Genomic DNA, 24,423 nt, shown 5'->3' on the forward strand with positions numbered 1-24,423 from the left:
CCGATGGCCGACCCGATCCATCAGTTCCAGATCGAAAAGCTCGTCGACTTCGGGACCGTCAACCTGCCGGTGTTCGGCCGCACGGAGCTGGCCTTCACCAACTCGCACCTGGCCATGACCATCGCCTTCGTGGCGGTGGTGGCGTTCATGTCGCTGGTCACCGCGAAGATGCAGGTCGTGCCCGGCCGCCTCCAGGCGGCGGGCGAAACGCTGTTCGGCATGATCGACAACCTGGCGGAGTCGATCATTGGCCACGACGGCCGGAAGTACTTCCCGTTCGTCTTCACCCTTTTCATGTTCATCCTGGCGATGAACGTGCTGGGCCTGCTGCTGACGTTCACGGTGACGTCGCAGCTCGCGATCACAGCCACCTTCGGCATCATGACCATCCTGCTGGTCCTCGCCGTGGGCTTCGCCAAGAACGGCCTGGGCTTCTTCAAGCTGTTCGTGCCCTCGGGCGTGCCGTGGGTGCTGCTGCCGGTGATCGTGGTGATCGAGTTCGTCTCGTTCCTGCTGCGGCCGGTCACCCTCGCCCTTCGTCTCTTCGGCAACATGCTGGGCGGCCACGTGGCGCTGAAGGTCTTCGCCGGCTTCGTCGTGGCGCTGGGCGCGCTGGCGGCCGGCGGCGGCCTGGGCGTGCTCGGCATCCCCGGCGCGGCCCTGTCGCTCAGCATGGTCGTGGCGCTGACGGCCCTGGAATGCCTGGTGGCCTTCCTGCAGGCGTTCGTCTTCGCCGTGCTGACCTGCATCTACCTCAATGACGTGGTCAACCTCGGCCACGGCCACTGATCCACCTACAGATCCACCACTAGGACGAGAACAATCCCATGGAACTCGAAGCTGCTAAGCAAATCGGCGCCGGCCTCGCGACGCTCGGCATGATCGGCGCCGGCATCGGCGTCGGCAACATCTTCGGCAACTTCCTGTCGGGCGCCCTGCGCAACCCATCGGCCGCCGCCAGCCAGATCGGCAACCTGTTCGTGGGCGCGGCCCTGGCCGAAGCCCTGGGCATCCTGTCGTTCGTGCTGGGCATCCTGCTGAAGTTCGGCTGATCCACCTGGACGCCAGCGCGGGCTCGTCCTTGCGTCGGGCCCCGCGCGCGAACTTCTGATTCCGGAGCCCATCTGTAATGGCCGTTGAGGTAGAGACCGACCCCGCTGCGACCCACTCGGTCGAGAACGCCGCCGAGGCTTCGGCGGCGAGCGTGGGCGAGCACGCCGCGACCACCACGGCTGAGCACAGCGCCGGCCTGCCGCAGTTCCAGTTCGAGCACTGGGGCGGGCAGATCGCCTATCTGCTCATCCTGTTCGTCGCGCTGTACATCCTGATGTCGAAGGTCTGGGCTCCGCGCATGCGGCGGGTCCTCGACGAGCGGACGGCCACCATCCAGGGCGCGGTGAGCAGCGCCCGCTCCGTCCAGGCCGAAGCCGACGCCCAGGCCGAGGCCGCCAAGCGCGCGCTGGCCGAGGCTCGCGCCGCCGCCCAGCGCACGGCCGCCGAAGCCGCCGCCAAGGCGTCGGCCGAGACCGCCGCGCGCCGCGCCGAGCTGGACGCCGAGCTTGCCGCCAAGCAAGCCGAGGCCGAGGCCCGCATCCGCGCCGCCCGCGAGGCCGCCATGCAGCAGCTCGCCGTCGTCGCCACCGACGCGGCCGAGGCCATGGTCGAGAAGCTGACGGGCGCCAAGGCGCCGCGCGACGCCGTCGCCGCCGCCGTCAAGATCCAGGGATAACCGATGCCCGCCTTCCTCGAAGCCGAGTTCTGGAGCCTCGCCAACCCCGAGCTGTGGGTCGGCGCGGGCCTGGTGATCTTCCTGGCCATCCTGTGGATGGCCGGCGCCTTCAAGATGGCCGCCGCCGGCCTCGACGCGAAGGCCAGTAAGATCAAGGAAGATCTGGACGAGGCGGCGCGCATCCGCGCCGAGGCCGAGGCCCTGCTGGCCGACATCAATCGCCAGCGCGCCGAGGCGGACGCCCAGGCGAAGGCCATGATCGAGGCCGCCGAGGCTCACGCCAAGCGGCTGGCCGAGGAAGCCAAGGTCAAGCTCGCCGAAGACCTCGCCACGCGCACCCGCATGGCCGAGGCCAAGATCGAGGCCGCCCAGGCCGAGGCCGCGGCCCAGGTGAAGAGCGCCGCCATCGACCTCGCGGCCCGCGCGACCGAGACGGTGCTGGCGCAACGCCTCGCCAGCGCGAAGAGCGATCCGCTCGTCGACCGCGCGATCGGCCAACTGGCCGCCAAACTTCAGTAGGAAGCGATCAGCGGCGGCGCTTGAAACGCCGCCGCGTCCTCACCGCGAACCGGGCGCGCTTGGGAAGCACCACGCGTTCGACGCGCAGGTACTGTTGCCAGAAGACCGGAAACACCTCGGGTTCGCGCCGCAGCAGCCGGCGGATGGGGAAGACCATCTTCGGGTGGGCGCGCTGGAGTTTCACGAACTGCCGCCGCGCCTTGAACGAATTGCGCAGCACGATCATCAGGCCGACCACGATCACCGGGATCCCGCCGGGGCCCGGCAGGGGCGCGATCAGGATGCCGGCCAAGACGATCGCCAGACCAAGCAGCACGAGGCCAAACCGCACGAAGCGGTTCACGACCTCACGCGCGAGATCGTCCGTGGCGCGATACACGCGCAAAGAGGGCATGGCGAAAGTCACGTGATTCAGACCTGGGAGCGCGGACGGCGGGGGGAGGTTCCGTCGTCACGCTTCCAGATATGTGAACACCGTCGGGAGTCGTAAAGCCGCCGGCGCGTTAAATTTTCCTAACGGGCCCCTATTCCCGCGCTCATGGCGCCGGCGCCACACCTTCTATGTCATTACGCCACACGAGCTTTGGCTTCCGGGCAGCCAGGGTCTCGTCCAGGCGACGCATCGGGGCCAGGAAGGGGGCGCCCTTGAACCGCTCGACGTCGCCGGCCTTGGCCGCGGCGGCCAGCGCCAGCAGCGCTTCGCAGAACCGGTCGAGCTCAGCCTTGGACTCCGTCTCGGTGGGCTCGATCAGCATCGCGCCGTGGACGACCAGCGGGAAGTACATGGTCATCGGGTGGAAGCCCTCGTCGATCATCGCCTTGGCGAAATCGAGGGTGGTGACGCCCGTGCCCTCGAGCCAGGCGTCGTCGAACAGGGCCTCGTGCATGCAGGGGCCGTCGGGGAAGGCCGCTGACATCACGCCCGACAGCCGCGCCATTACGTAGTTGGCGTTAAGCACCGCGTCCTCGGCCACCTGGCGCAGGCCGTCGGCGCCGTGGCTCAGCATGTAGGCGTAGGCGCGGACGAACATGCCCATCTGGCCGTGGAAGGCGCTCATGCGGCCGAAGCCGATGTCGTGCTCCTGGAGGCGCAGGCCTTCGCCATCGCTGACCACCCAGGGGGCCGGGGCGAAGGGCGCCAGGGCCTGGGACAGCACCACCGGTCCCGCGCCCGGCCCGCCGCCGCCGTGGGGCGTGGAGAAGGTCTTGTGCAGGTTGATGTGCATGGCGTCCACGCCGAGGTCGCCGGGGCGGACCCGGCCGACGATGGCGTTGAAGTTGGCGCCGTCGCAGTAGAAGTACGCCCCGTGCGCGTGCGATATGCGCGCGATCTCGATCACGTCCCGCTCGAACAGTCCGCAGGTGTTCGGATTGGTGACCATGATGGCGGCCACGTCCGGGCCGAGCTTGGCCTCGAGGTCGGCGAGGTCGACGCGGCCGTCCGGGGTCTGGGCGATCTCGGCGACGGAGTAGCCGACGAAGGCGGCGGTGGCCGGGTTGGTGCCATGGGCCGAGGTGGGGACCAGCACGGTGCGGCGGTGGCCCTGGCCGGCGGCCTCGTGGGCGGCCTTGATGCAGAGCAGGCCGCAGAGCTCGCCGTGGGCGCCGGCCTTGGGCGACAGCGCGACGGCGGGCATGCCGGTCAGGGTCTTCAGCCAGTGGGCCAGGCGGTCCATGAGCTGAAGCGCGCCCTGCACGGTGGCCTCGGGCTGCATCGGGTGCAGGTCGGCGAAGCCGGCCAGGCGCGCGGCCTTCTCGTTCAGGCGGGGATTGTGCTTCATGGTGCACGAGCCCAGCGGATAGAGCGCCAGGTCGATGGCGTGGTTCTTCTGGGACAGGCGCACGTAGTGGCGCACGGCCTCGGGCTCGGAGAGGCCGGGCAGGGCGAGGTCGTCGCGGACGAGGCCGCCCAGGTCCGAGGCGTCGGCGTCCGCCGCGGGCAGGTCGACGCCGGTCTTGTCCCAGCCGCCGAGTTCGAAGATCAGCGCCTCGTCCTGGAGCAGCCCTCGGCCGCCGGTCAGCGAGGCCGCGGAGGCGGTCACGTCGCCCTCGGGGCGGGTGGGGCGGCCCACGTTCATCATGGTCATCGGGCGAGCCTCCGCTCCAGCGCGGCCTTCAGGGCGGCGATGTCTTCAGGGGTGGTGGTTTCGGTGGCGGCCAGCAGCAGGACGTCGTCCATCCCGGCGGCGGGGTCGAGCCGCGAGAACGGCACGCCCGCGACGATCCCGTCGGCCAGCAGGTCGTCCACCAGGGCGGCGGCCGGAACGGGTGTGCGGACGGCGATCTCGTTGAAGAAGCGCGGGGTCAGGACCTGGAGGCCCGCAGCCTCGACGGCGGCCTTCAGGGCGCGCGCCCGGGCGTGGTTGAGGGCGGCGAGCTGCTTCAGGCCCGTCCCGCCCAGCAGCGACATGTGGATCGAGAAGGCGAGCGCGCAGAGGCCCGAGTTGGTGCAGATGTTCGAAGTCGCCTTCTCGCGGCGGATGTGCTGCTCGCGGGTCGAGAGCGTCAGCACGTAACCGCGCCGGCCCTCGGCGTCGACCGTCTCGCCGCACAGGCGGCCCGGCATGGAGCGGACCAGCTTCTCGCGGACGGCGAAGAGGCCGACGTAGGGGCCGCCGAAGTTCAGGCTGTTGCCGATCGACTGGCCCTCGGCCACGGCGATGTCGGCGCCCATGGCGCCCGGCGACTTCAGGAGGCCGTAGGACACCGCCTCGGTGGTCACGACGACCAGCAGGGCGCCCTTGGCGTGGGCGGCCTCGGCGATCCTGGAAACGTCGGTGGCGACGCCGAAGACGTTGGGCGTCTGGACGACGACGCAGGCGGTTTCGTCGTCGATCAGGTCGATGACCGCGGCCTCGGCGTCGATGGCGGCGGCCTGGCGGATGATCTCCATGCCCTCGGCGTGGGCGATGGTCTGGGTGGCGGCGGCGTAGTGCGGATGCAGGCCGCCCGACAGGATGGCCTTGTCCCGGCGGGTGACGCGCTGGGCCATCATCACCGCTTCGGCGCAGGCGGTGGACCCGTCGTACATCGAGGCGTTGGCCACATCGAGGCCGGTCAGGCGGGCGACCTGGGTCTGGAACTCGAAGAGGACCTGGAGGGTCCCTTGGGCGATCTCGGGCTGGTAGGGCGTGTAGCTGGTCAGGAACTCCGACCGCTGGATGATGTGGTCCACGGTGGCCGGCACGTGGTGGCGGTAGGCGCCCGCGCCGCAGAAGAACGGCCCCGCGCCGGCGGGGCGGTTCATGGCCGCGAGGGCCGAGAGCTCCCGCTCCACCTCCAGCTCGCCGGCGTGCAGCGGCAGGTCGAAGAGGTCGGCCTTGCGCGCGGCGGCCGGCACGTCCTCGAACAGCGCGTCCACGTCGGGGGCGCCGATGACGCCCAGCATCTGGGCCCGGTCGGCGGGAGTGAGGGGCAAGTATCTCATCGGGTCAGTCCTGCGCGCCGGAGGCGCTGTGGAGGCGAACCACGGATTTCACGGATGGCACGGATTTGGGCCGGCGCCGGCATCCGTGAAATCGGTGAAATCCGTGGTTCATTCGATTGCGCTTCGCGCGGGCGTCAGTGGTCGGCGCAGAAGGCGTCGTAGGCGGCCCTGTCCATCAGGGCCTCGTACTGGGCCGGGTCGGCGATCTTCAGCTTGGCGAACCAGCCGCCGGCCTCGGGCTCGGCGTTGACCGTCTCGGGGGCGCCGGCCAGGGCGTCGTTGGCCGCGACCACCTCGCCCGACAGGGGGGCATAGACGTCCGAGGCGGCCTTGACGCTCTCGACCACGGCGAAGGCGTCGCCGGCCTTCACGGTCTTGCCCACCTCGGGGACCTCGACGAACACCACGTCGCCGAGCTGTTCGGCGGCGTGGGCCGTGATGCCGACGGTGGCCACGTCGCCGTCGAGCGTGACCCACTCGTGATCCTTGGTGAAACGCATGAGGCTTTCTCTCCTAGAGCCGATAGGCGGCGAAGCCGCTGTCTTTTGGAACCACGGATTGCACGGATTTCACGGATGGGGAGGTCCGGCGCGAAATCCGTGAAATCGGTGAAATCCGTGGTTTGAATGAGGGCGCCTTCGGCGCGCGGGGACGGGTCATGCCTGCGCCTTGCGGACGTAGCGGTGGGGGACGAAGGGGGAGGGGACGACCTCGCAGGCCTGGGGCCTGCCGCGGACGATGACCTTGAGCTTCGTGCCGGGCGCCTGGAGGGCGGGGGGCGCGAAGGCGAGCGCGACGCCGGCCTTCAGGCAGGGCGAATAGCCGCCGGACGTCACGACGCCGACCACGGTCCCGGCCTCGTCGGCGACCTCGGCGCCCTCGCGGGCCGGGGCGCCTTCCAGCACCTTCAGGCAGACCTTGATGCGCGCCGGGCCCTCGGCCAGTTCCTTGACGATGCGGGCCGCGCCGGGGAAGTCGCGCTGCTCGCGGCGGTTCTTGTTGATGGCGAAGGTCAGGCCCGCCTCGACGGGACTGACCGTCTCGTCCAGGTCGTGACCGTAGAGCGGCAGGCCCGCCTCCAGGCGCAGGCTGTCGCGCGCGCCCAGGCCGATGGGGCGCACGCGATCGTCGGCCAGCAGCAGGTTCCAGATCCGCACCGCCTCGGACGCCGGGCAGGAAATCTCGAAGCCGTCCTCGCCGGTGTAGCCCGAGCGCGAGACGATGAGGTCGGTCCCGAAGCCCTCAAGGCTGCGGATGTCCATGAACACCATCCCGGCGACCTCGGGCACGTGGGCCTTCAGGACCTCGACGGCCTTAGGCCCCTGGAGGGCCATCAGCGCCCGGTCCTCCAGGCGCACCACGTCCACCTGGCCGGCCAGCTCGTCGTCGATGACCTTGAAGTCGTTCTCCTTGCAGGCCCCGTTGACCACCACGAACAGGCCGTCGTCATCCGGACGGCCCGCCATCAGGTCGTCGATGATCCCGCCCTTCTTGTTCAGCAGCACCGAATACTTCTGCTTGCCGGGCTTCAGGCCGATGAAGTCGCCGGGGACCACCTCCTCGAAGGCCGACAGCGGCGAGACGCCGCGCAGGCGCGCCTGGCCCATGTGGGAGACGTCGAAGAGCCCCGCGTGCTCGCGGGTCCACAGGTGCTCCTTGAGCACGCCGTCGGCGTACTGCACCGGCATGGAATAGCCGGCGAAGGGCACCATGCGCGCGCCCAGGGCCTCGTGGGCGGCGGTGAGCGGGGTGGCCTTGAGGACTTCCGCGGAAGGATGCGGGGCGGAAGGATTCGGGGGAGAGGACACGGGCGAGGGACTCCGGCTGACGATGCGGCGAACGGCCGGGCTCAGCGGCCCTTATCGTTCGCGCCCCCGCTGTCCCTTGGCCTGAGAGATTTCGAGCCGCCCGGTGGTTGGGGGACCCTCTGCTCCTTCGGCGAGCACGCCCGTCTAGCGGACGCCCTGCTTTCCAGCGTTCATCAGCCCGCGCGGTCCTTTTGCCTGAGCGTTTCCGGGGCGGTTGCGCCTTCGGCGCCGGACGCAAGAATCCGGCCTCTCCCGCGAGAGTTGGCTCTAGGTCGCCGAACGGGTGGTGGGAGTCAACGGGGGAGTGGCGGTGCGACGCGGGGAACCGCCGATGGCGCGGGATTGGGCAGGGGGGCGGTCCTGAGGGAAACCACGGATTTCACGGATCTGCACGGATGGCGCGCTGCGCGCGGAACCACAGAAAACGCAGAAGGGTCACGAAAGGCGCCCCTCTGCTCTATCCTCTCCCCCTCGCTTCGCGCGGGATAGGAGATCGCGATGGCCGGACACCGCATCTATGGGATGAGTTTCGCCAGCGTCTATCCGCACTATGTGGCGAAGGCTGAGAAGAAGGGGCGGACGAAGGCCGAGGTGGACGAGGTCATCCGCTGGCTGACCGGCTACAGCCAGGCGGAGCTGGACGCGCACCTGGCGGCGAAGACGGATTTCGAGGGCTTCTTCGCCGGGGCGCGCCTGAACCCGGCGCGCGAGCTGATCACCGGCGTGGTCTGCGGCGTGCGTGTGGAGACGGTGGCCGAGCCGCTGATGCGGGAGATCCGCTACCTGGACAAGCTCGTCGACGAACTCGCCAAGGGCAAGGCGATGGAGAAGATCCTGCGGAGGTGAGGGGGCCGAGAAACCACGGATTTCACGGATTTCCACGGATGGCGCGCTTCGCGCGGAACCGCAGAAAACGCGGAAGGCACAGAAGGGAGTCTCCTCTCCCCCCGGCGAAGCGAGAGGGGGAGGGTAGGGAGAGGGCCGGCGCCGTCCCAGGCGACCACCCGGAACATGATGAGCGCCAGGCCGAACAGCGGCGCTGCGCCGATGGCCGCCGCCAGCCACCAGACGCCGGGCTCGCGATGACGCCATACCAGGGCGACCAGGCCCACCAGCATCACGAACGGCCAGGCTTCGAAGAAGGGGCGCAGCGGCAGGCGATTGTCGGTCAGGGGATTGGCCAGCAGGAACAGCAGGCCGGTCACCGCGAGGCTGACCAGATAGAGCCCAAGGACGGCGACGGCGGCCAGCGGTTTGAGGAGGCGGCGCGGGTTCATGGGGACAATCGCTACGACGCGGCCTTCTCACCCATACTCAACACGTAATTCGCGCCCTTGAGGCCCGCTGGATGGGGGCCTGCCCAGATGAGGTAATAGAGAGGATGCCCCTTCGTGTTTCGGATGAGCTTCGGCTGCGAAACATGCCCAAAGGCCTCGCGCAGACTTTGACAATAGAACCCCAGGAGCCGTGCGCGCGCGTCGCGCCGCTTCTCTAGGATCGACCCTTCATCAACCAAGCCTGCCAACAGTCCAGGATCGGTCGAGTAGGCGTGATCCCACCAGCCAGCCGGGAAGAACGCGTTCAACTGGTCTCTCCAACTTGCCGGGATTTGGCCATCGACCTTGATCAGCCGGTTGATGGCCATGTCGAGGGGGAAGTTGATTAGAACCTCGAAAACACGTGTGTCGGCGAGAGCTCGAACGGAGCGCCACTCGAGGTGTGCGCCAAACGGATCCAGAAACGCGACCCCGCGATGTTTGGCCGGATCTGGCCGCTTTGAGATGATCCAGTCAATTTCAGTGGCGGCGGAACCTCGTCTTACTGTGATCCTTCTCGTGCCGGCGTATTCGGCCTTGAGGGCGTTCAGCATCGCGATGCGGGCAGAGTCCGCATCGATGAAGATGTAAGAATCGAAAGGGTTAGGTAGATCGAGACTGCGCCGGGGGCTGCCGAGAACAAACTGCGCCTGTTCAGGGTCCTGAGGCCCAAGAAGCCCTTCGAAGAAGTCGAACTGTTCACTCCGCACTCTCTTGTTCTGGCGTACGCGCGCAATGCCGCCGCCCGCGAAAGCATCGACATATATTGTGCGCCATTGTCTCTGGTTTTTGAGACGCGTCGTGTAATAGTCGAGATACCGCTCAAGTGCGTCGAGCTTTTGCTTGGCCCAAGGGCCGACTTCGGCCTCTTGTGGGAAATCGGACATCATTCGGCTGCTATGATCGCCGAACTCATTCGCGGGTACTCGCTCCACTCCCGGCCATCCAGCGAGCGGCCGCCCGACTTCGGGCGGATGCCGCCCCACTGTTTGAAGAAGAACGAGACGCCGGCGTCTCGGCATTGGTCGCGGACTTCGCGGACCCATTCGACATGCACGGGCCGGGCGCCGGGCCCGCTTTCGCCGCCGACGATGACCCAGTGGATGCCATCCAGGTCGAACTCGCCCATGGGGCCGATGAGGGGCTCGATGGAGAGGAAGCGCACCGTCGCCGGGGCTTGCTGAAGGTGACGGATGCGCGCCCTGTTCTGGCCGTCCTCGACGGAGACTCCGAGCCAGATGTGGGCCGGGGCCACGGCGCCGCCGTAGCGGCGCTTGAGGTAGTCGCGCATGATCGAGCTGCGCTTCGTAAGCACCTGGAAGACGTGCCAGTCCGCCTCCTCCATGGTGTCGAAGACCTGGTCGATGAAGGACGTGGGTACCTGTTTGTGGAACAGGTCGCTCATCGAGTTCACGAAGATCATGCGCGGGCGCCGCCATTCGAGGGGCTGTTTCAGCCGCGCGGGGCGAAGGGTGAGGTCGAAGCCGTTCTCGAACGGATGGCCCGGGACCCCCCGGAAACGCTCGGAGAAGCGCTCGGCATAACAGTTGTCGCAACCCGCCGTGATCTTGGTGCACCCGGTAACGGGGTTCCACGTCGCGTCCGTCCACTCGATGGCGCTGCTGTCAGCCATGGTCATCATCCGAACAAAACAGGAACATATAGGCGATTGCCGCCAAGCGCAACATCAGGAGTGGCTGATTTGCTTAAGGGGCGATGACCGCCCACTCTAAGGGTCTACTGCCTTGAACGGCTGTATTCTCTCCGCTGAGAAGTGCAATGACCGGGAACGTGAAAGATACGGGGCGCGGCTGGAAAGACACGGATGACGCGCCGGAGTTGACCGACGACTTCTTCGAGCGCGCGGCGCTGAAGAAGGGCGACGAGGTGCTGCGCCCGGCGGACGGGACGCTGACGCGGCGCGGGCGGCCGAGGCTGGAGAAGCCCAAGCGTCAGGTGACGATCCGGCTGGACAGCGACGTGATCGACCGGCTGAGGGCGTCGGGCCCCGGCTGGCAGAGCCGGGTGAACGAGATCCTGAAGAAGGCGGTGGGGAGCTAGGGCGCGGCGCTCGCGGCTTCAACCCCCTCCACCGCTTCGCGGTCCCCCTCCCCCATGAAGGGGGAGGAAAGAGTGTTCTTCTTTTGTTCTTGACAACGCCACGCGTTTCTGGGATTTTTGTGCCAGCGTTGAGGATTGCGCCCCGGGGTTAGGGGCGCGGCGGCGGAGCCCCTTCCGGCCCGTTGGGCCGCCACCCCCCACCACCCGTAGAAGGGGAAGGGGAAGGGGAAAGGGAAGGGGCGGCCGCACCCCCTCCGGCCCTTCGGGCCACCTCCCCCATCAATGGGGAGGAAGGCGCTTTTTCTAAAGGACATGGCGATGGACGACGGAAGCGACGGCGGGCGCACGCCCGCGCGGCGGCGCGCCTATGTGCGCTATTCGGAGGCGCTGGCGGACCGGCTGTGCGCGCGGCTGGAGGCGGGCGAGATGCTGTACCGCGTCTGCCGCGAGCCCGGGATGCCGACGCCCGAGGCGGTGAAGAAGTGGACCCTGCAGAAGCCGAAGTTCGCCGAGCGGCTGAAGGCGGCGAGGCGGGCGGGCGGCAGGCCCGAGGGGGCGCGGGGGCCGGGCTTCACCTACTGCCGCGAAGTGGGCGACGAGATCTTCATGCGGCTGTGCGAGGGCGAGAGCCTGACGAAGATCGGGGCCGACCCGACCATGCCGTCGCTGTCGACCATCTTCTACTGGCGCCGGCGCATCCCCGAGTTCGAGGAGGCGGTCAGGATGGGCAAGCGCATCCAGGCCGAGATGTTCTGCGACAAGGGCTGGGAGCTGGCCAGCGAGGCGACGCCCGAGACGGCGTATCTCACCCACGTGCGGCTGAACCAGCTCCGCTGGCAGGCCGGGGTGCTGGCGCCCAAGGTCTTCCGGCTGAAGCCGGTGGAGCCGGAAGAGCCCACCCGGGTGGTGGACCTGCTGTTCCGCCGCTTCAAGATCGAGACCGACCCCGAGAGCGGCAAGCAGGTGGTGGTCGCCTACTGCCCCAACCCCGAGACCGGCGAGATCGAGCGCGAGGGGCGCACGCGCTGGCGTCCCGGGCCCGACCACCATCCCCTGCCGGGCGGCGGCATCCTGCCGCCCGAGCCGGGCTGGGAGGATTAGGCCCCGGAGGCCTGGGTATCGGAGGCCTGGGTATCGGAGGACTGGGTATTCGGAGGACTGGGCCTCGGAGGACTGGGCCTCGGAGGACTGGGCCTGTGAGGATCAGGAGGGGGCGAGCGCGCGGGGGAGCTTGAAGGTGACCGTCTCGCGGGCGACCTCGGCCTCCTGGACGGTCACCTCGAAGCGCTCGGCCAGGCGGTCGAGCAGGCCCTGGACCAGCACCTCGGGCGCCGAGGCGCCGGCGGTGACGCCCGCCGTGCGGGCGCCCTCCAGCCAGGCGAAGTCGAGCTTGGCGGCATCGTCGATCAGATAGGCCCGCGCCCCGGCGCGGCGGCCGACCTCGGCCAGGCGCACCGAGTTGGACGAGTTGGCGCTGCCCAGCACCAGCAGCACGTCGGCCCGCCCGGCGATGGCCTTCACCGCCTCCTGGCGGTTGGTGGTGGCGTAGCAGATGTCTTCCTTGTGCGGCGCGGCGATGGCCGGGAAGCGGCGGCGCAGGGCCTCGACGATCCCGGCGGTGTCGTCCACCGACAGGGTGGTCTGGGTGACGAAGGCGACGTTGGCCGGGTCCTTGGGCGTGAAGGCCAGGGCGTCCTCCACAGTCTCGATCAGCACGACGGCGCCCTCGGGGAGCTGGCCCATGGTGCCCACCACCTCGGGGTGGCCGGCATGGCCGATCAGCACGATCTCGCGGCCGGCCTGGTGGTGACGCTCGGCCTCGACGTGGACCTTGGAGACCAGCGGGCAGGTGGCGTCGAGGTAGAGCATGTTCCGCGCCCGGGCCGCGGCCGGCACCGACTTGGGCACCCCGTGGGCCGAGAACACCACCGGCCGGTCGTCGGGGGCCTGGTCGAGCTCCTCGACGAACACCGCGCCCAGGGCCTTCAGCCGCTCGACCACGTGGCGGTTGTGGACGATCTCGTGGCGCACATAGACCGGCGCGCCGTACTTCTCGATGGCCCGCTCGACGATCTGGATGGCCCGGTCCACTCCCGCGCAGAAGCCGCGCGGGCTGGCCAGCAGGACGGTGAGGGCGGGACGCGTCGGCATGGGCCGGAACCTAGTGCGCCGACCGCCTGCGCGCCAGCGGAGGCGCCGAAAGATTCGAACCACGGAAAACACAGAAGGACGCAGAAGGCGCTCCCGCCGCGCCGCCCTGGCGGGGGAGGTCGTTGGCGGCGAAGCCGCCTGCCAAATACTGCCCAGCGCTTCTTCCTTTCCGTGCAGGCGCGTCCCTTCTTCTCCGGGCGCGCCTTCCGCGTTTTCCGTGGTTCCCGGTTTCCGTGGTTCCCCTCTGCCAGGCCCCCGCTTCGGTGAGCCGCGTTGCCGCCGCAATCGTGAGGCTGTAACTAGGCCCCGACCCGCGCGGCCTTCCCGCGCCCCTCTATCCTGGACGCCTTCATGCGCCGCCTGCTGCTCTGCGCCGCCGCCCTCGCCGTGGCCGTCTCCGCCCCGCTCACCGCCCACGCGCAAGGCCGCGGAGGGCAGGACCAGCAGCGCCAGCAGGAAGAGGACGCGGCCAAGAAGAAGAAGCGCGACGCCGAATGGGGCAATTCGCGCGCCCCGCTGCCGGCGCTGCGCAACGCCGGTCCCTGCCCGTTCGTGAAGACGCTCTACGACGCGGCCCGCTACATCGAGTTCAAGGACGGCCGCGAGGCCTCGGGCTCGGTCGCCTATTCGGGTGAGATCCAGGGCATCTCGGCCGGCTGCCAGTACAAGGACAGCGACCCCATCGAGGTGGCCATGGAGGTCCTCTTCGAGCTGGGCCGCGGGCCCCAGGCCGAGGGCCGGTCCAAGACCTACCGCTACTGGGTGGCCGTCACCGACCGGAACCGCGACGTGCTGGCCAAGGAATACTTCGACCTGCCGGTCACCTTCCCCGAGGGCGAGGACCGCGTCTACGTCCGCGAGAACCTGAACCGCATCGTCATCCCGCGCGCCGAGATGACCACCTCGGGCTCGAACTTCGAGGTGCTGATCGGCTTCGACGTGACGCCGCAGATGGCGGCCTTCAACCGCGACGGCAAGCGCTTCCGCCTCAACGTCGGCCAGGCGTCCCCCCAGCCCAACCCGACCAACCCGCCCCAGCAATGAGCGACCTGAAGACGGCCCTTGGCGAAGCGGTGGAAGCCGCCTTCGCCGCCGAAGGCGTGCCGGCCGAGCTGGCGCGGGTGACCCCCTCGGACCGGCCGGACCTGGCCGACTTCCAGTCGAACGGCGCGCTGGCCGCCGCCAAGCGCGTGGGCAGGAACCCGCGCGAGATCGCCGCGGCCGTGGCCGCGCGGCTGGCGGGCGATCCGCGGCTGGCGGCCGTCGAGATCGCGGGGCCGGGCTTCCTGAACCTCAAGGTCGCCGACGCGACGCTGGCCGCCCGCGCCGACGCGATCGCCGCCGACCCGCGGGCCGGCGCCGAGACGGTTCCGCAGCCCCGCCGGGTGATCGTCGACTACGGCGGCCCCAACGTCGCCAAGCCCATGCACGTGGGCCACCTGCGGGCCTCGATCATCGGCGAGAGCATCAAGCGGCTCTACCGGTTCCGGGGCGATACGGTGATCGGCGACGCCCACTTCGGCGACTGGGGCTACCAGATGGGCCTGCTGATCGGCGCGGTCTGCGACGAGGACGCCGAGATCAGGGCGCTGGTCGAGCAGCTCAACGCCTCGGGCGATCCGAACGGTCCGATTCCGGCCGCCTTCGAGCGGGTGACGCTCGCCGACCTCGACCGGCTCTATCCCCTGGCCGCGGCCAGGGGGAAGGAAGACCCCGCCTACCGCGACCGGGCCCGCAAGCTCACCGCCGACCTCCAGGCCCACAAGCCCGGCTGCTACCTGCTGTGGCGCAGGTTCCGGGACGTGACCCAGGTCGCCCTCGAGCGCGACTTCCACGCCCTGGGCGTCGACTTCGACTGGTGGAAGGGCGAGAGCGACGTCGACCACCTGATCCCCGACATGGTGGCCGAGCTGGACGCCAAGGGCCTGCTGGTGGACGACCAGGGCGCCCGGATCGTCCGCGTGGCCCGCGAGGGCGACAAGCGCGAGCTGCCGCCGCTGCTGGTGGTCTCGTCCGAGGGCTCGGCGATGTACGGCACGACCGACCTCGCCACCATCCTGGACCGCAGGCAGGCCTTCGACCCCGAGCTCGTCATCTACTGCGTCGACCAGCGCCAGGCCGACCACTTCGAGATCGTCTTCCGGGCCGCCTACCTGGCCGGCTACGCCGAGGAAGGCCGGCTGGAGCACATCGGCTTCGGCACCATGAACGGGACCGACGGCAAGCCCTTCAAGACCCGCGAGGGCGGCGTGCTGAAGCTGGCCGACCTGATCGAGATGACCCGCGCCAAGGCCCGCGAGCGGCTGCACGAGGCGGGCCTGGGCGAGAACCTGCCGGCCGAGGAGTTCGAGGACATCGCCGGCAAGGTGGCCGTGGCGGCGCTGAAGTTCGCCGACCTCTCGAACTTCCGCGGCACCTCCTACGTCTTCGACCTCGACCGCTTCACCAGCTTCGAGGGCAAGACCGGGCCCTACCTGCTCTACCAGGCGGTGCGGGTGAAATCCCTGCTGCGCAAGGCCGCCGAGGAGGGCGCCGCCGCCGGCCCCCTCCAGGGCCCCGTCGCGGTGACCGAGCCGGCCGAGCGCGACCTCGTGCTGACCCTCGACGCCTTCGAGGCGGCGCTCGCCGAGGCCTACGACAAGAAGGCCCCCAACGCGGTGGCCGAGCACGCCTACCGGCTGTCGCAGGCGTTCTCGAAGTTCTACGCCGCCTGCCCGATCCTGATCGCGCCGCCGCCGGTGCGGGCCTCGCGCCTGACGCTGGCCGCCGCCACGCTGAAGCAGCTCGAACTGGCGCTGGATATCCTCGGGATCGACGTGCCGGAGCGGATGTAGGGCCTCAGGCCAGCGGCCGTTCCGGCGCGGCGTCGACCGTCTCCGGCTCGTCGCGCAAGGCCCCCAGCTCGCCCCGCGCCCGGCGGCCATAGACCCGCTCGAACAGCGGCGTGGCCATCAGGGTCGTGACCACCGCCATCAGCACCAGGATCGAGAACATCCCCGGCCCGATCAGCCCGCGCTGCAGGCCGGTGTTGATCATGATCAGCTCCATGAGCCCGCGCGCGTTCATCAGCGCGCCGACCCCCATGGCCGTGGCGTTGTCCTGGCCGGTCAGGCGCGCCGCCGCCCAGCAGGCCCCGCCCTTGGCCAGGATGGAGGCGCCCAGGACCGCGAGCGCCGCCGGCAGCAGCGCCGGGTCGGCGGCCAGGAAGAGCTGGGTGTTCAGCCCCGACGAGGCGAAGAACAAGGGGACCAGCAGGACCACGGTGAACGGCTCCAGCCTGGCCTTCAGCCCGTCGGCCAGCCGTCCGCGCGGCATCACGGTCCCCAGCAGGAAGCCGCCGAACACCGCGTGCAGCCCGGCCCAGTCGGTGACCGCCGCGGCGCCCAGGAACAGCATGAGCACGGTCGCCAGCAGCCCGGGGCCCACGCCCCGCGCCCGCTCTGCCGCAACCCCCAGGGGCGCGAGCAGCCGGGGTCCCAGGCCCAAGGTCAGGACGGTGAAGGCCAGGCCGCCCGCGATCGCCTTCACCGCCACGCCCGCACTGCCCCCGGCGGTCGCCAGGACCAGGGCCAGGATCACCCAGGCGGCCGCGTCGCCGATGGCCCCGGCCGACAGCGACAGCGATCCCAGCGGCGACTTCGCCAGGCCCCGCTCGTCCAGGATGCGCGCCAGCATTGGGAAGGCCGTGATCGAGATGCAGGCGCCCAGGAAGAGGCTGGCCTCGGCCTGGGACAGGCCGCCGGCGAAGAGGCCGGGCTTGCCCATCAGCCACGGGGTCAGCAGGGCGGCCGCCGCGAACGGCGCGGCCATCCCGGCCAGCGACACCGCGCCCGCCGTCGCCGCCTGGCCGCGCACGCGGTCGAACTCCAGGCCCACCAGGAACATGTAGAGGCCGACGCCGAGCTGGCCGGCCACGTGCAGGGCGCCGCGCGCCTCGGCCGGGAACAGCCAGGCCTGGAGGCCGGGGGCGATCAGGCCCAGCAGGGAAGGACCCAGCAGCACGCCGGCCACCATCTCGCCCATCGCCTGCGGCTGGCCCAGGAACCGGCGTCCCAGCCATCCCACGCCCCGCGCCGCCGCCACGATGACGGCCAGCTCGAGGAAGAAGACCAGGCTCAGGTCCGCCGGCGCCATGACGCCCTCCCGCGCTTCCCGGCTCTCGTGGATCGCTTGGCGGCCAGGATAGTCGTGTTATCGCTAACACGGCCCTGGGGCGTGGGAAAGCGCCGATGACAGCGCTGTCGAACCTTCGGTGGCTAGAAGAGGTGGGGCCCGATCAGGGGAATGCCCATCACCAGGGCGAAGGTGACGCTCATCAGCGACAGGGCGGCGGGCAGGATGTTCATGGGTGGTCCCTCGGCATCGAGCCTCCGATGTGGGCGCCCGCGCCGGCCGGCGCATCCGCGCATTTCCGCAGAACAGTCATGCGGATCTGGAAATGGACGTCTGAGCGGCGAGACCGGGCGAGGCCTGCCGCTACATCCGCTCGAAGGACCTGTTGTAGCGCCGCAGGAACGCGCGCCCGCGGGCGTGGGGGTCCTCGATCCAGGTCTCGCGGGTGACCTGCCGGATGGCGCCGCCCGGGGACGGCTCGACATGGAGGGTGTCGCCGGGGGCCAGGTTCAGGGCCGCCAGGGCTTCTTCCGTGAGGACGACCGCCACGCGGTCGCCGATCTTCTCGACCTTCAGCGCAATCATCGGGCTCCTCCAGGGAGAACAAGGCCCAGTCTAGCACAGGAACGCGCGACGCGGGCGCTTGACCGGCCCCGCGGCGTGCCCCATGCGGGCGCCCATGGCGGTCTACACCGACATCACCGACGACGAGCTGGCCGCCCTGCTGGCCGACTTCGACCTGGGCGCGCCCCTTTCGTTCAAGGGCATCGCCGAGGGCGTCTCGAACTCCAACTTCCTGCTGGAGACCGAGGGCGGGCGGTTCATCCTGACCGTCTACGAGCAGCGGGTGGACGAGGCGGACCTGCCGTTCTTCCTCGCGCTGATGCGCTGGCTGTCGGAGCACGGCTTCGCCAGCGGCCAGCCCATGGCCGACCGGAACGGCGAGATGCTGAAGCGGGTGCGCGGCAAGCCCTGCGCCATCGTGAGCTTCCTGCCCGGGCTATCGGTGCGCCGCCCGACGGTGGCCCACTGCCGCGAGGCGGGCGCGGGGCTGGCGGCCCTGCATAACGCCGCCGACGGCTTCCCCATGCGCCGCGCCAACGACCTGGGCCAGCCCGCCTGGGCGCCGATGTTCGCCGGCCTGAAGGACGACGCCGAGCGGCTGAAGCCCGGTCTGTCGAAGACCATCGACGGCGACATCGCCCACCTGGCCGCCGCCTGGCCCAAGGATCTGCCGGAAGGCGTGATCCACGCCGACTACTTCCCCGACAACGTGTTCTTCCGGAACGGCAGGTTCGCCGGCGCCATCGACTTCTATTTCGCCTGCACGGACATGCGGGCCTACGACGTCGCGGTCGCCTTGAACGCCTGGTGCTTCGAGACGGACGGCAGCTTCAACATCACCGCGGCGCGCGCCCTGGTGGCCGGTTACGAGGCGGCGCGGCCGCTGTCGGACGCCGAACGCCACGCCCTGCCGGTGCTGGCCCACGGCGCGGCGCTGCGGTTCTTCCTGACGCGGTTGCAGGACTGGGGCGCGACGCCCGAGGGGGCGCTGGTGAGGCCCAAGGATCCGCTGGAGTACGAGCGCAAGCTGGCCGTGCATCGCAGCTCGCCCGACCTGGTGCTGTTCGGGACGCCCGCGTGAGCCCCGAGGTGGTGATCTACACGGACGGCGCCTGCTCGGGGAATCCGGGACCTGGCGGCTGGGGCGCGATCCTGCTGCACGGCGAGCGCCGCAAGGAGCTGCGCGGCGGGGAGCTCGCCACCACCAACAACCGCATGGAGCTGATGGCCGCCATCCAGGCGCTGGAGGCCCTGAAGCGGCCGTGCAAGGTGGAGCTGCACACCGACAGCCAGTACGTCCAGAAGGGCATCCACGAGTGGATCCACGGCTGGAAGAAGCGCGGCTGGCTGACGGCCGACAAGAAGCCGGTGAAGAACGACGACCTGTGGCGGCGGCTGGACGAGGCCCGGATGCGCCACCAGGTCGCCTGGCGCTGGGTGAAGGGCCACGCGGGCCACGAGCTGAACGAGCGGGCCGACGAGCTGGCGCGGATGGGCCTGAAGGACGCCCTGGACGCGGCCGGGCGCTAGGACGCCGCCGCGTCCGCCAACATGACGAGATATTAGCGTGACGCGGGCGCAGGCCCCGCTAGCTTCGCCGCCTTGTTCCTTCCCGTGGGGGTGTTCGACATGCGGCTTTCGCGACGTGATTTCGGCTTCGGCATGGCGGCGACGGCGGCGCTGCTCGGCTCCACCGCGCGGGCCCAAGGCGCCCCAGGCTCGGAGGCGGACCGCGCGCTCACGGCCTATCTCGACGCTGAATTCGAGAAGGAGCTGGCGCTCGACCCGCAGGCCCTGACGAGCCTGGGCCGCAAGGAACAGTACGACAAGCTGACCGACCGCAGCGAGGCGGCCCTCGCCCGCGACCTGGAGTGGCGGCGCGCCAGCGTGGCCGAGATGAAGCGGCGATTCGATCCGGCCAAGCTGTCGGAGGACGCCCGCACCTCGTTCGAGATGTGGGCCCTGGAGCTGGACCGGGCCGAGACCGCCTACCGCTGGCGAACCCACAACTACATCTTCGACCGCAACGGGCCGCACACCCGCCTGCCCAACTTCATGATCAACGAGCACCGGGTGGACACGCCGGCCGACATGGAGGCCTATGTCGCCCGCGTGGCCCAGATCGGCCCGGCCCTGGACGTGCAGCTCGAACGCGCCAAGGCCTCGGCGGCCATGGGCGTGCGGGCGCCGCGCTTCTCCTATGAGCAGTCGCTGGTCGAGGTGAAGCGGCTGACGACGGGCGCCCCCTTCGATGGGGGCGGGGATTCGGCCCTGTTCGCCGACGGCAAGGAGAAGGTCGCCGAGCTGAAGGCGGCGGGCAAGGTCGACCAGGCGCAGGCCGACCGGCTCACCCGCGCCCTGGCCGAGGCCATGACCGGGACCATGAAGCCGGCCTACGACCGGGTGGCGGCGTGGCTGGCGGCCGACGCAGCGAACGCCTCGCCCGAGCCGAAGGGCGTGGGCGCGCTGCCCGACGGGGCGGCGTTCTACGACGCCATGCTGCGCCAGCAGACGACCACCGACCTGACCGCCGAACAGATCCACGCCCTGGGCCTGTCGGAGGTGAAGCGCATCCGCGGCGAGATGGAGGCGCTGAAGGCCAGGATCGGCTTCTCCGGGACCTTGGAGGAGTTCTTCGTCTTCATGCGGACCGACAAGCGGTTCTACGTGGCCAACGACGACGCCGGCCGGGCCGCCTACCTGAAGCTGGCCGAGGGGTATCTGGCGGGCATGAAGGCGGCGCTGCCGAACTACTTCGGGCGCATCCCCAAGACCGACCTGATCGTCAAGCGGGTGGAGTCCTTCCGCGAGGAGCCGGGCGGGGCGGCGCACTACAATTCCGGCGCGCCCGACAATTCCCGGCCGGGCATCTTCTACGTCCACCTGGCCGACACCGCGGCGACGCCGACCTACGAGATCGAGGGCACGGCCTACCACGAAGGCTGGCCGGGGCATCACATGCAGATCATGCTTGCCCAGGAGATGACCGGCCTGCCGGCGTTCCGGGGCCAGTACGGCTACGGCGCCTACATCGAGGGCTGGGGGCTCTACGTGGAGCTGCTGGCCAAGGAGGCGGGCTTCTACACCGACCCCTACAGCGACTTCGGCCGCCTCGGCCGGGAGATCTGGCGGGCCATCCGGCTGGTGGTGGACACCGGCATCCACGCCAAGGGCTGGAGCGAGGAACAGGCGCTGGCCTTCTACACCGCCAACTCGCCGCAGCCGCTGGGGAAGATCCGCTCGGAGATCCGGCGCTACTTCGTGATGCCGGGCCAGGCCACCTCGTACAAGGTGGGCATGGTGAAGATCCTGGCGCTGCGCGAGGAGGCCAGGACGGCGTTGGGGCCGCGCTTCGACCTCAAGGGGTTCCACGACGTGGTGCTGGGCGCGGGCTCGGTCCCGCTGCCGGTGCTGGAGGCCCGCGTGCGCCGCTGGACCGCCCAGCGGCGGATGGCGGCTTAGCCGAGTTCGAGGCGCCGCGCGCAGAGGGCGAGCGGGGCGGGACGGTGGCTGACCAGGACCAGCCCCTGCCCGGCGCGCTCCAGGCGGGCGGCGAGCGCCGCCACGACGGCGGCCTCGGTTTCCGCGTCGAGGCCCTCGGTGGGCTCGTCCAGCAGCAGCCAGGGCGCGGGCCGGAGCAGCGCGCGGGCCAGGGACAGGCGCCGCCGCTCCCCGCCGGACAGGATCTCGCCGCCGTCGCCCAGCCAGGTGTCCAGGCCCTGGGGCAGGCGGCGCACGCGGGCGTCCAGCCGGGCGTCGGCCAGCGCGGCCCACAGGGCGGCCTCGTCGGCCTCGGGGGCGCCCAGGCGCAGGTTCTCGGCCACCGTGCCCGTCAGCAGGCGGGCGTCCTGGGGCGCGTAGGCGAAGAGGGGCCGGGCCCAGCCTTCGGGGGCGGATTCCAGCGCGCGGCCGTCGACCGCCAGGCGGCCGGGCGGGGGCGCGCGCAGGCCCAGCAAGGCTTCCAGCAGGGTGGTCTTGCCGGCGCCTGACGGCCCGACGAGGGCGAGACGCTCGCCGGGCGCGAGGTCCTGGCCGGCGATCCGGAGGCGAGCGGTCGCGGGCGGGGGCGTTGCGGCCTTGCGGCCCCCGGCCAGCACGGCGTCGAGGCGGTCGACGGCGGCTTCGTGGGCGCCCGCCTGCTCGGCGGCGCGCAGCAGGCCGGCCGCGCCCTCCATCCCGGCCAGCGCGGCCAGCACCGCGAGCGCCGCCAGGGGCAGGCCGGCGCCGCCGGACAGGGCGGCGACGGCGAGGACGCTCGCGCCGGCCACGGCGGTCTCGACGAGCGACAGGCGGGCCTCGGCGTCGCGGCGGCGCAGCGCGGCGGCGGACAGCTCGGCGTCGCGGGCCATGAGCGCGTCCACGGCGCGGCCGGTGAGGCCGAAGCAGCGCAGCTCGGCGGCGGCGGGCAGGTAGGCGCCGAGCGCGTCCTTGAGGGCGCCGGCGGCCTGGAGATGCTGGCCGCCGGGCCCGCGCAGGGTGCGTTCGGCCAGCGCCCGGACGGCCACGAGCTGGACCGCGAGGCCGGCCAGGAAGGCGAGCGCGGCGAGCGGCGAGGCGAGCGCGATGACGGCGCCCGCGGCCCCGGCGGCGGCCGCGGCGCTCCAGGGCGCCGAACGGCGAACGAAGTGGGTCTCGACGGCGTCCACGTCCTGTACGAGGCGGGCCGAGGCCTCACCCGAGGAGAGGCCGAGCGCCTTGGCGGCGGGCGCGGCCGCGAGGCCGGCGAACAGGGCCGGGCGCAGGGCGGCCAGCGCGTGGAAGGCGGCGCGGTGCCCGGCCAGCCGCTCGCCGTAGCGGCCGAGGGTGCGCAGGATGGCCAGGCCCCGCATGCCCGCGCTGGGCAGCAGGTAGTTGAACGCCTGAACCGCGGCGGGGCCCGCGGCGCCCGCCATCGCCGCCCCGGCCAGGAACCAGCCCGAGAGGCCGAGCAGCAGGGTCGCGGCGGCGGCGGCCACGGCGGCCGAGGCGGCGGCGACGGCGAGGTCGCCCCGGCGGCGGGCGACCTGCCCGGCCAGGAAGCGGCGCACGGGAGAGCTTCGGCTCATGCCAGCCTCACGATGCGGTCGGCGGCCCCGGCCAGCCGCTCGGAATGGGTGGCGACGATGACGGTGCGGGTGCGGGCGGCCTCGCGAATGAGCGCGATCATCTCGGCCTCGGCGGCGGCGTCGAGACCGGCGGTGGGCTCGTCGAGGATCAGGAGCGGGGCGGGCTTCAGCAGGGCGCGGGCCAGCGCCAGGCGCCGGCGCTCGCCGCCCGACAGGCCCGAGCCGCGCTCGTCCAGCGGCGTGTCGAGACCGAGCGGCCGGGCGTCGAGGGCGGGACGCAATCCCACCTGCTCGGCCATGGCGAGGAGGTCGGCGCGGGCGGCGTCCGGACGGCCGGCGGAGAGGGTCTCGGCGATGGTCCCCGGCAGGAAGGCGGGCGCCTGTCCGGCCCAGGCGGCGAGGCGCTCGGGCGGCGGGGCCCGGGCGGCCGGGACGCCGTCCACCCGCACCTCGCCCCCGGCCACGTGCGCGAGGCTCAGGATGGCGGCCAGAACCGAGGACTTGCCCGAGCCGGTGGGACCCAGGATGGCGGTGACGGCGCGGGGCGGGGCCACGGCATCCAGCGGCCCCACGACGGCGTCGCCCAGTTCGAGGCGCAGGCCGGCGAGGACGATCTCGGGCGGGGAGGCCGTGGCCGGGCCGGGCGGCGCGTCGGCGATCTCCGGGGCGTCGCCGAGCACGGGCGCGAGGCGGGCTGCGGCGGCCTGGGCGACCTGGCGCTCGTGGTAGGCGGCGGCGAGCCTGCGCAGAGGCGCATAGAACTCGGGCGCGAGGGCGAGGGCGAAGAAGGCCCGGCGGAAGTCGAGGGTCTCGGGCGCCGGGAAGGGCAGCAGGCCCAGCAGCGAGAAGCCGCAGTAGACCGCCACCAGGGCCACGGCCAGGGCGGCGAAGAACTCCAGGCCCGCCGAGGAGACGAAGGCGATCCGGAGCACGGCCAGGGTGCGGCGGCTGACGTCGTGGGCGGCCTCGGAAACGCGGACGGCCTCGCGGCCCTCGGCCTGGAAGGCGAGGATGACCGGCAGGGCGCGGACCCGGTCGACGAACAGGCCCGAGAGGCGGGCCAGGGCCTGGAACTGGCGCCGTGACTGCAGGGCCGCCGCCCCGCCGGCGAGCGCCATGACGGCGACGAAGGGGACGAGTGTGGCGATCAGGATGGCGGCGGCCACCGGGCTGGCGACCGCGACGGCCGCGGCGATCGCCAGGGGGGCGATCCGGGCCTCCAGCTCGGCGGGGCGGTAGCGGCCGTAGAAGCCCTCGAGGGCCTCCACCTCGTCGACGGCCGCGCCCAGGGCTTCCCCCAGCGAACGGGGATCGCCGCGGCCCCGGGCGAGGGCGGCGGTCACGACGCGGCGGCGGACGTCGGCCGTCACCCGGCGGGCGTGGCGGGCGCAGAGGCGGGCGGCCGCGAAGCCGGCGGCGGTCCGGACGGCCAGGGCGAAGGCGAGGCCGGCGAGACCCGGCGCAAGCGCGCCGGTCAGGAGGGCGACGAGGGCCGCTGCGAAGCCCCCGGCGGCGGCCGCGTTGATCAGGGTCAAGGCGAGGAGCGCCCCGCGCGGCGCATAAGCCGCCCGTCCCCAGGCCCTCAGCAGACCCTGCACCTCCCTCGCGTCTGCCACGGTCATCGGGTTACGCAACGTTATTTGCGAATGTACGCATATAGGGATATCCCGGCCCCGCGGGCGCCCACGGC

At 71.1% G+C, this 24,423-nt stretch carries 25 protein-coding genes and 1 riboswitch; of the genes, 12 read left to right on the plus strand and 13 right to left on the minus strand.

What is annotated here, in order from left to right; translation table 11 throughout:
- Positions 1–3 precede the first annotated feature (3 nt).
- The 4 genes from ACK4TT_RS09175 to ACK4TT_RS09190 all read left to right on the plus strand — a co-directional run bounded on the left by ACK4TT_RS09175 (position 4) and on the right by ACK4TT_RS09190 (position 2,248).
- Complete coding sequence (locus tag ACK4TT_RS09175) at positions 4–789, plus strand: F0F1 ATP synthase subunit A (RefSeq protein WP_410212874.1); 786 nt, start codon at positions 4–6, stop codon at positions 787–789.
- Between the two features lie 38 nt (positions 790–827).
- Complete coding sequence (locus ACK4TT_RS09180) at positions 828–1,052, plus strand: F0F1 ATP synthase subunit C (RefSeq protein WP_395670649.1); 225 nt, start codon at positions 828–830, stop codon at positions 1,050–1,052.
- Between the two features lie 77 nt (positions 1,053–1,129).
- The gene (locus ACK4TT_RS09185) at positions 1,130–1,729 is read left to right on the plus strand and encodes a hypothetical protein (protein ID WP_410212875.1); all 600 of its coding nucleotides are present in this window, start codon (positions 1,130–1,132) and stop codon (positions 1,727–1,729) included.
- Positions 1,730–1,732: 3 nt separating this feature from the next.
- Complete coding sequence (locus tag ACK4TT_RS09190) at positions 1,733–2,248, plus strand: ATP F0F1 synthase subunit B (protein WP_409639459.1); 516 nt, start codon at positions 1,733–1,735, stop codon at positions 2,246–2,248.
- A 7-nt stretch (positions 2,249–2,255) separates the two neighbouring features.
- Here the strand turns inward: ACK4TT_RS09190 and ACK4TT_RS09195 are convergent, their stop codons facing one another.
- The 5 genes from ACK4TT_RS09195 to gcvT form a co-directional block, all read right to left on the minus strand.
- Entirely contained in the window at positions 2,256–2,663 is a 408-nt protein-coding gene (locus ACK4TT_RS09195; RefSeq protein WP_409639614.1) for a PGPGW domain-containing protein, read from the minus strand.
- 121 nt (positions 2,664–2,784) lie between these two features.
- Complete coding sequence (gene gcvPB / locus ACK4TT_RS09200; RefSeq protein WP_410212876.1) at positions 2,785–4,335, minus strand: aminomethyl-transferring glycine dehydrogenase subunit GcvPB; 1,551 nt, start codon at positions 4,333–4,335, stop codon at positions 2,785–2,787.
- A complete protein-coding gene (gcvPA, locus tag ACK4TT_RS09205) occupies positions 4,332–5,675 on the minus strand; it encodes an aminomethyl-transferring glycine dehydrogenase subunit GcvPA (RefSeq protein ID WP_409639452.1) in 1,344 nt (447 codons plus the stop codon). Before gcvPA ends, gcvPB begins: the two co-directional genes overlap by 4 nt.
- A gap of 134 nt (positions 5,676–5,809) precedes the next feature.
- Entirely contained in the window at positions 5,810–6,175 is a 366-nt protein-coding gene (gcvH, locus tag ACK4TT_RS09210) for a glycine cleavage system protein GcvH (RefSeq protein WP_409639449.1), read from the minus strand.
- 156 nt (positions 6,176–6,331) lie between these two features.
- Entirely contained in the window at positions 6,332–7,483 is a 1,152-nt protein-coding gene (gcvT, locus tag ACK4TT_RS09215; protein ID WP_409639446.1) for a glycine cleavage system aminomethyltransferase GcvT, read from the minus strand.
- Positions 7,484–7,656: 173 nt separating this feature from the next.
- Positions 7,657–7,748: riboswitch (glycine riboswitch) on the minus strand.
- Positions 7,749–7,981: 233 nt separating this feature from the next.
- On the opposite strand from gcvT, the gene ACK4TT_RS09220 reads away from it, so the two are divergent.
- Positions 7,982–8,329, plus strand: coding sequence for a DUF2200 domain-containing protein (locus tag ACK4TT_RS09220; RefSeq protein WP_409639443.1), 348 nt, complete (start codon positions 7,982–7,984; stop codon positions 8,327–8,329).
- On the opposite strand, the gene ACK4TT_RS09225 is transcribed toward ACK4TT_RS09220, so the two are convergent.
- From ACK4TT_RS09225 to ACK4TT_RS09235, 3 genes are read right to left on the minus strand one after another with little or no spacing between them, the layout of a single operon-like run.
- Complete coding sequence (locus ACK4TT_RS09225; protein ID WP_409639440.1) at positions 8,263–8,760, minus strand: hypothetical protein; 498 nt, start codon at positions 8,758–8,760, stop codon at positions 8,263–8,265. The two genes, ACK4TT_RS09220 and ACK4TT_RS09225, sit on opposite strands and share 67 nt — an antisense overlap.
- Positions 8,761–8,771: 11 nt before the next feature.
- On the minus strand, positions 8,772–9,689 hold the full coding sequence (gene tcmP / locus ACK4TT_RS09230; protein WP_410212877.1) for a three-Cys-motif partner protein TcmP: 918 nt from the start codon (positions 9,687–9,689) through the stop codon (positions 8,772–8,774).
- Positions 9,686–10,432 (minus strand): DUF5131 family protein, encoded by a 747-nt coding sequence (locus ACK4TT_RS09235; protein WP_409639434.1) that lies wholly within the window; start codon positions 10,430–10,432, stop codon positions 9,686–9,688. Before ACK4TT_RS09235 ends, tcmP begins: the two co-directional genes overlap by 4 nt.
- A gap of 206 nt (positions 10,433–10,638) precedes the next feature.
- Between ACK4TT_RS09235 and ACK4TT_RS09240 the strand changes: the two genes are divergently transcribed.
- Entirely contained in the window at positions 10,639–10,860 is a 222-nt protein-coding gene (locus tag ACK4TT_RS09240; RefSeq protein WP_409639431.1) for a BrnA antitoxin family protein, read from the plus strand.
- 318 nt (positions 10,861–11,178) lie between these two features.
- The gene (locus ACK4TT_RS09245) at positions 11,179–11,961 is read left to right on the plus strand and encodes a hypothetical protein (protein ID WP_409639428.1); all 783 of its coding nucleotides are present in this window, start codon (positions 11,179–11,181) and stop codon (positions 11,959–11,961) included.
- A 102-nt stretch (positions 11,962–12,063) separates the two neighbouring features.
- Here the strand turns inward: ACK4TT_RS09245 and ispH are convergent, their stop codons facing one another.
- The gene (ispH, locus tag ACK4TT_RS09250) at positions 12,064–13,011 is read right to left on the minus strand and encodes a 4-hydroxy-3-methylbut-2-enyl diphosphate reductase (RefSeq protein ID WP_409639425.1); all 948 of its coding nucleotides are present in this window, start codon (positions 13,009–13,011) and stop codon (positions 12,064–12,066) included.
- A 351-nt stretch (positions 13,012–13,362) separates the two neighbouring features.
- Here ispH and ACK4TT_RS09255 point away from each other — a divergent pair, with 351 nt between their 5' ends.
- Both ACK4TT_RS09255 and argS read left to right on the plus strand, forming a co-directional pair.
- Positions 13,363–14,055 (plus strand): Tat pathway signal sequence domain protein, encoded by a 693-nt coding sequence (locus tag ACK4TT_RS09255; RefSeq protein WP_409639422.1) that lies wholly within the window; start codon positions 13,363–13,365, stop codon positions 14,053–14,055.
- Entirely contained in the window at positions 14,052–15,845 is a 1,794-nt protein-coding gene (argS, locus tag ACK4TT_RS09260; protein ID WP_410212878.1) for an arginine--tRNA ligase, read from the plus strand. The genes ACK4TT_RS09255 and argS overlap by 4 nt, the downstream gene beginning before the upstream one ends.
- Positions 15,846–15,849: 4 nt before the next feature.
- Here the strand turns inward: argS and ACK4TT_RS09265 are convergent, their stop codons facing one another.
- Both ACK4TT_RS09265 and ACK4TT_RS09270 read right to left on the minus strand, forming a co-directional pair.
- The gene (locus ACK4TT_RS09265; protein ID WP_409639415.1) at positions 15,850–17,145 is read right to left on the minus strand and encodes a cation:proton antiporter; all 1,296 of its coding nucleotides are present in this window, start codon (positions 17,143–17,145) and stop codon (positions 15,850–15,852) included.
- A 342-nt stretch (positions 17,146–17,487) separates the two neighbouring features.
- On the minus strand, positions 17,488–17,709 hold the full coding sequence (locus ACK4TT_RS09270) for a hypothetical protein (protein ID WP_409639412.1): 222 nt from the start codon (positions 17,707–17,709) through the stop codon (positions 17,488–17,490).
- Positions 17,710–17,803: 94 nt separating this feature from the next.
- On the opposite strand from ACK4TT_RS09270, the gene thrB reads away from it, so the two are divergent.
- From thrB to ACK4TT_RS09285, 3 genes are all read left to right on the plus strand, one after another.
- Positions 17,804–18,769: a homoserine kinase gene (gene thrB, locus ACK4TT_RS09275; protein WP_409639611.1), complete on the plus strand. Its 966-nt coding sequence runs from the start codon at positions 17,804–17,806 to the stop codon at positions 18,767–18,769.
- The gene (gene rnhA / locus ACK4TT_RS09280) at positions 18,766–19,218 is read left to right on the plus strand and encodes a ribonuclease HI (RefSeq protein WP_409639410.1); all 453 of its coding nucleotides are present in this window, start codon (positions 18,766–18,768) and stop codon (positions 19,216–19,218) included. The genes thrB and rnhA overlap by 4 nt, the downstream gene beginning before the upstream one ends.
- Positions 19,219–19,317: 99 nt before the next feature.
- On the plus strand, positions 19,318–21,150 hold the full coding sequence (locus ACK4TT_RS09285; RefSeq protein ID WP_410212879.1) for a DUF885 domain-containing protein: 1,833 nt from the start codon (positions 19,318–19,320) through the stop codon (positions 21,148–21,150).
- Here ACK4TT_RS09285 and ACK4TT_RS09290 read toward each other — a convergent pair.
- Complete coding sequence (locus ACK4TT_RS09290; protein WP_410212880.1) at positions 21,147–22,733, minus strand: ATP-binding cassette domain-containing protein; 1,587 nt, start codon at positions 22,731–22,733, stop codon at positions 21,147–21,149. The genes ACK4TT_RS09285 and ACK4TT_RS09290 overlap by 4 nt on opposite strands.
- Positions 22,730–24,355 carry an ATP-binding cassette domain-containing protein gene (locus tag ACK4TT_RS09295; protein WP_409635543.1) on the minus strand — a complete coding sequence of 542 codons (1,626 nt, stop codon included), beginning with the start codon at positions 24,353–24,355 and terminating at the stop codon, positions 22,730–22,732. The genes ACK4TT_RS09290 and ACK4TT_RS09295 overlap by 4 nt, the downstream gene beginning before the upstream one ends.
- Positions 24,356–24,423 lie beyond the last annotated feature (68 nt).

Origin of the sequence: Phenylobacterium sp. (assembly GCF_046463815.1) — a bacterium.
GTDB lineage: Bacteria > Pseudomonadota > Alphaproteobacteria > Caulobacterales > Caulobacteraceae > Phenylobacterium.

Bases quoted from the DNA above. Each gene is read 5' to 3' on its own strand.
- ACK4TT_RS09225 (WP_409639440.1), bottom strand. From the start codon at position 8,760: ATGAACCCGCGCCGCCTCCTCAAACCGCTGGCCGCCGTCGCCGTCCTT.
- ACK4TT_RS09255 (WP_409639422.1), top strand. From the start codon at position 13,363: ATGCGCCGCCTGCTGCTCTGCGCCGCCGCCCTCGCCGTGGCCGTCTCC.
- ACK4TT_RS09290 (WP_410212880.1), bottom strand. From the start codon at position 22,733: ATGAGCCGAAGCTCTCCCGTGCGCCGCTTCCTGGCCGGGCAGGTCGCC.
- gcvPA (WP_409639452.1), bottom strand. From the start codon at position 5,675: ATGAGATACTTGCCCCTCACTCCCGCCGACCGGGCCCAGATGCTGGGC.
- ACK4TT_RS09175 (WP_410212874.1), top strand. From the start codon at position 4: ATGGCCGACCCGATCCATCAGTTCCAGATCGAAAAGCTCGTCGACTTC.
- ACK4TT_RS09190 (WP_409639459.1), top strand. From the start codon at position 1,733: ATGCCCGCCTTCCTCGAAGCCGAGTTCTGGAGCCTCGCCAACCCCGAG.
- gcvH (WP_409639449.1), bottom strand. From the start codon at position 6,175: ATGCGTTTCACCAAGGATCACGAGTGGGTCACGCTCGACGGCGACGTG.
- ACK4TT_RS09235 (WP_409639434.1), bottom strand. From the start codon at position 10,432: ATGGCTGACAGCAGCGCCATCGAGTGGACGGACGCGACGTGGAACCCC.
- ACK4TT_RS09185 (WP_410212875.1), top strand. From the start codon at position 1,130: ATGGCCGTTGAGGTAGAGACCGACCCCGCTGCGACCCACTCGGTCGAG.
- ACK4TT_RS09270 (WP_409639412.1), bottom strand. From the start codon at position 17,709: ATGATTGCGCTGAAGGTCGAGAAGATCGGCGACCGCGTGGCGGTCGTC.
- ispH (WP_409639425.1), bottom strand. From the start codon at position 13,011: ATGCCGACGCGTCCCGCCCTCACCGTCCTGCTGGCCAGCCCGCGCGGC.
- ACK4TT_RS09220 (WP_409639443.1), top strand. From the start codon at position 7,982: ATGGCCGGACACCGCATCTATGGGATGAGTTTCGCCAGCGTCTATCCG.
- ACK4TT_RS09295 (WP_409635543.1), bottom strand. From the start codon at position 24,355: ATGACCGTGGCAGACGCGAGGGAGGTGCAGGGTCTGCTGAGGGCCTGG.
- argS (WP_410212878.1), top strand. From the start codon at position 14,052: ATGAGCGACCTGAAGACGGCCCTTGGCGAAGCGGTGGAAGCCGCCTTC.
- ACK4TT_RS09265 (WP_409639415.1), bottom strand. From the start codon at position 17,145: ATGGCGCCGGCGGACCTGAGCCTGGTCTTCTTCCTCGAGCTGGCCGTC.
- tcmP (WP_410212877.1), bottom strand. From the start codon at position 9,689: ATGATGTCCGATTTCCCACAAGAGGCCGAAGTCGGCCCTTGGGCCAAG.
- ACK4TT_RS09285 (WP_410212879.1), top strand. From the start codon at position 19,318: ATGCGGCTTTCGCGACGTGATTTCGGCTTCGGCATGGCGGCGACGGCG.
- thrB (WP_409639611.1), top strand. From the start codon at position 17,804: ATGGCGGTCTACACCGACATCACCGACGACGAGCTGGCCGCCCTGCTG.
- gcvPB (WP_410212876.1), bottom strand. From the start codon at position 4,335: ATGACCATGATGAACGTGGGCCGCCCCACCCGCCCCGAGGGCGACGTG.
- ACK4TT_RS09245 (WP_409639428.1), top strand. From the start codon at position 11,179: ATGGACGACGGAAGCGACGGCGGGCGCACGCCCGCGCGGCGGCGCGCC.
- ACK4TT_RS09180 (WP_395670649.1), top strand. From the start codon at position 828: ATGGAACTCGAAGCTGCTAAGCAAATCGGCGCCGGCCTCGCGACGCTC.